We start from the raw sequence: 3,721 nt of genomic DNA on the forward strand, positions 1-3,721 counted from the left end.
GTTTCCGGCGGGTCGGGAAAGACGCCGCGAACACGCCGTCGATTCGCCCGGATGCCCCGGGAGAATTCCCCCCGCGATCGGCGAAGCGGGAGAGGGCGAATGCCCCGGCGGGAATTCCCGAGGGGCGGGGAACGGAAAACGGGATATCGGGGTGCCGGGGCCCGTGACCGGAAAACGGGCGGGTGGTCACCGGGTTCGCGGCGGAACCGGGGTAACCGGCGGAACCGGCGGGTCCGGGTGTTCGGGACGTTACGCTGGGTCGTGCCCGTCCCCGCCACGCCCGGGACGGCCCCGGCGGGGTGGGCGCGACGGACGGGGTGCGAACGGCCGACGCACGAGCCACGAGCCACGAGCCACGACGACAGGGAGGGCCCGGGATGACGCAAACCGATGACCGGCGGTTCGGCGAGGGCGGGATGCCGATCCTCGGCGAGGCGGAGGCGGCCGGGCTGGACTGGGTGCGCGCCGAGGTGGAGGACGGCTCCGACGAGCACTGTTTCGAGGTGGCGCCGGACGGCGAGTGGGTGCACATCCGGCAGACCGACGATCCGGGCGCGATCGTGACCACGACCCGTGCGAAGTGGGACGCCTTCGTCCTGGGGGTGCGGAACAACGAGTTCGACCACTTCGTCACCGATGTCCCGCCGGCCGCCCCGGGGGACCGCCCCGGACCGAGCGGCCCCTGACCCCGGCGGGTGCCGTCGTCAGCGGCCGAGCCCGCGCACCAGCAGATCCACCAGGGCGAAGAGGAACAGGCTGATGCCGACGAAGCCGTTGACGGTGAAGAAGGCCCGGTTCAACCGGCTCAGGTCGTCCGGCCGCACGATGGAGTGCTCGTAGGCGAAGGCCGCCGCGACCACCGCCAGCCCCATCCACCAGGCGAGGCCGGCGCCGGTGAGCAGCCCGAACCACAGCAGCAGGGCGAGCGTCACCGCGTGGCAGGCGCGCGCCCCGTACAGGGCGGCGGCGATGCCGAAGCGGGCCGGTACCGAGCGCACCCCCTCCGCGCGGTCGGCGGCCACGTCCTGGCAGGCGAAGATGAGGTCGAAGCCGCCGATCCAGATGCCCACGGCCAGGCCGAGGACGACCGCCTCCCAGGACCAGGCGCCGGTGACCGCCAGCCAGGCGCCGACCGGGCCCATGGCCTGGGCGAGCCCGAGGATGGCGTGCGGGAAGTCGGTGAACCGCTTGCCGTAGGGGTAGACCACCATCGGCACCACGGCGACCGGGGCCAGCATCAGGCACAGCGGGTTGAGCAGCGCGGCGGCGCCGAGGAAGACGGCCAGCGCGATCAGCGCGCCGGTCCACGCGGTGCGCACCGACAGCGCGCCGGTGACCAGTTCGCGGGTCGCGGTGCGCGGGTTGCGGGCGTCGATCTCCCGGTCGATGATCCGGTTGGCCGCCATGGCGAAGGTCCGCAGACCGACCATGGCGACGGTGACCAGCAGGATCGTCCACCGGTCCACCCGGCCGCCGTCGTCCACCAGCATGGCGGTGAGAGTGGCCAGGTAGGCGAAGGGCAGGGCGAAGACCGAGTGCTCGATCATCACCAGTCGCAGGAACGCCCGCACCCGCCCCCGCGGGCCGGGGGCGGGTGCGGGACGGTGTCGCGCGTCGGGGACCGTCACAGCCCGTATTCCTTCCAGCGTTCGGTGACGCGACGGGCGATCTCCGGGTCGGAGACGATCATCTCCGGCCAGCCGCCGTCGCGGGTGTAGCCCTCCTCCGGCCACTTGGCGGTGGCGTCGATGCCCGCCTTGCCGCCCCAGAACTGCTGGTAGGAGGCGTGGTCGAGGTGGTCGACCGGGCCCTCGGTGAGCATCAGGTCGCGCGCGTAGTCGGTGTTGCCCAGCGCCCGCCAGGCCACCTCGTGCAGGTCGTGGACGTCGCAGTCGGCGTCCACCACGATGATCAGCTTGGTCAGCGACATCATGTGCGCGCCCCAGATGGCGGACATCACCTTCTGGGCGTGCTTGGGGTACTTCTTGTCGATCGAGACGATCGCGCAGTTGTGGAAGCCGCCCGCCTCCGGCAGGTGGTAGTCCACGATGTCCGGGATGATCACCTTGAGCAGGGGCAGGAAGAACCGCTCGGTGGCGCGCCCCAGCGGACCGTCCTCGGTGGGCGGGCGGCCCACCACGATGGACTGGAGGACCGGCCGGCGGCGCATGGTGACGCAGTCGATGGTCAGGGCCGGGAAGGGCTCCTGCGGGGTGTAGAAGCCGGTGTGGTCGCCGTACGGGCCCTCGGGGAGGGTCTCGCCGGGGGTCAGCCACCCCTCGAGCACCACCTCGGCCCGGGCGGGCACCTGGAGCGGCACGGTGCGACAGTCCACCATCTCCACCCGCTTGCCCTGCACGAAGCCGGCGAACAGGTATTCGTCTATGTCCCCCGGCAGGGGGGCGGTGGCGGCGTAGGTGACGGCGGGCGGGCATCCGAAGGCGATCGCCACCGGCAACCGCTCGCCGCGCCGGGCGGCGACCTGGTAGTGGTTGCGGCTGTCCTTGTGGATCTGCCAGTGCATCCCGATGGTGCGCCGGTCGTGCCGCTGGAGCCGGTACAGCCCCAGGTTCCGCACGCCGTTGTCCGGGTCCTTCGTGTGGGTCAGGCCCAGGTTGAAGAAGGAACCGCCGTCGCCGGGCCAGGTGAACAGCGCGGGCAGGGCGTCGAGGTCCACGTCGTCGCCCTCCAGGACCACCTCCTGCACCGGCGCCGACTTCACCTTCTTCGGGGGGACGTGCGTCATCGCGCCGAGCTTGCCGAACGCCTCGCGCATGCCGACGAATCCCTGCGGGAGTTCCGGCTTCAGCAATCCGGCGATCCGGTCACCGATCTCGGAATAGGAATCCAGCCCGAGCGCCTTGAGCATCCGACGATCCGTGCCGAAGACGTTCATCGCCAATGGCATGTCCGAGCCCTTGACGTTCTCGAACAGCAGCGCGGGGCCGCCGGCCTTGTTGACGCGATCGGTGATCTCGCCCACCTCGAGGTGCGGATCGACCTCCGCCGTCACGCGTGTGAGGTCCCCGTCGCGTTCCAGAGCCCGCAGCAACCCGCGGAGGTCGTCGTATGCCATGGGCCCCAGTATTCCGGACGCATTACCCTTGGCCTTGTCAGGGGGCCCCGACACGGCCCGGTACGCCTCTTACCAGGGGGACACGACATGCTCAGGGTACTGATGTTCCTGGCTCTGCTCGGGCTGGCCATCTTCGCCCTCGTGGACTGCATCCGGACCAACAACGACGATGTCAAGCATCTGCCGAAGCCGGTGTGGATGATGGTGATCGTCTTCGCCTGGGTGCTGGGCCCCATCGCGTGGCTCCTCCTCGGCAAGCGGCGGGCCTTCCCCGCCGCGCGCGGCAACGGCGGGGGCGGGGTGCGCCGGGGCGGTGGCTGGGTGGCCCCCGACGACAACCCGGACTTCCTGCGCACCCTCAACGAGGAGCAGCGCCGCGAGGAGAACGATCGGGACAAGAAGCTCTTCGAGAGCTGGGAGGAGGACCTGCGGCGGCGCGAGGAGGACCTGCGGCGCGGCAACGACGACGACGGCTCCGGCCCACCCCCGGGGACCGGCTCCGGCTCCCCGGGCGGGGACTCCCCGAAGAACTGACCGCTTCCGGCGGTCCACCGCCGGACACGGCGTTCCGGTCGGCTCCCCCTCCTCCCCCGACGGGCCGGGTGCCGGTGGCCGGGACGTTCCCGCGCGACATCGTCGCGGGGC

At 71.5% G+C, this 3,721-nt stretch carries 4 protein-coding genes; 2 read left to right on the forward strand and 2 right to left on the reverse strand.

The genetic code is table 11. From position 1 onward, the window contains the following. Positions 1–377 precede the first annotated feature (377 nt). A complete protein-coding gene (locus FNQ90_RS15760; RefSeq protein WP_323379992.1) occupies positions 378–686 on the forward strand; it encodes a DUF397 domain-containing protein in 309 nt (102 codons plus the stop codon). An 18-nt stretch (positions 687–704) separates the two neighbouring features. On the opposite strand, the gene mqnP is transcribed toward FNQ90_RS15760, so the two are convergent. Together mqnP and FNQ90_RS15770 are read right to left on the reverse strand one after the other, a co-directional pair. Beyond that, the gene (gene mqnP, locus FNQ90_RS15765) at positions 705–1,628 is read right to left on the reverse strand and encodes a menaquinone biosynthesis prenyltransferase MqnP (protein ID WP_323379993.1); all 924 of its coding nucleotides are present in this window, start codon (positions 1,626–1,628) and stop codon (positions 705–707) included. Beyond that, positions 1,625–3,076 (reverse strand): menaquinone biosynthesis decarboxylase, encoded by a 1,452-nt coding sequence (locus tag FNQ90_RS15770; protein WP_182606967.1) that lies wholly within the window; start codon positions 3,074–3,076, stop codon positions 1,625–1,627. Before FNQ90_RS15770 ends, mqnP begins: the two co-directional genes overlap by 4 nt. An 87-nt stretch (positions 3,077–3,163) precedes the next feature. Between FNQ90_RS15770 and FNQ90_RS15775 the strand changes: the two genes are divergently transcribed. Beyond that, complete coding sequence (locus FNQ90_RS15775) at positions 3,164–3,610, forward strand: PLD nuclease N-terminal domain-containing protein (protein ID WP_182606968.1); 447 nt, start codon at positions 3,164–3,166, stop codon at positions 3,608–3,610. The last annotated feature ends 111 nt before the right edge of the window (positions 3,611–3,721 follow it).

Source organism: Streptomyces alkaliphilus, assembly GCF_014141535.1.
In the GTDB taxonomy this organism is placed as follows: domain Bacteria; phylum Actinomycetota; class Actinomycetes; order Streptomycetales; family Streptomycetaceae; genus Streptomyces; species Streptomyces alkaliphilus.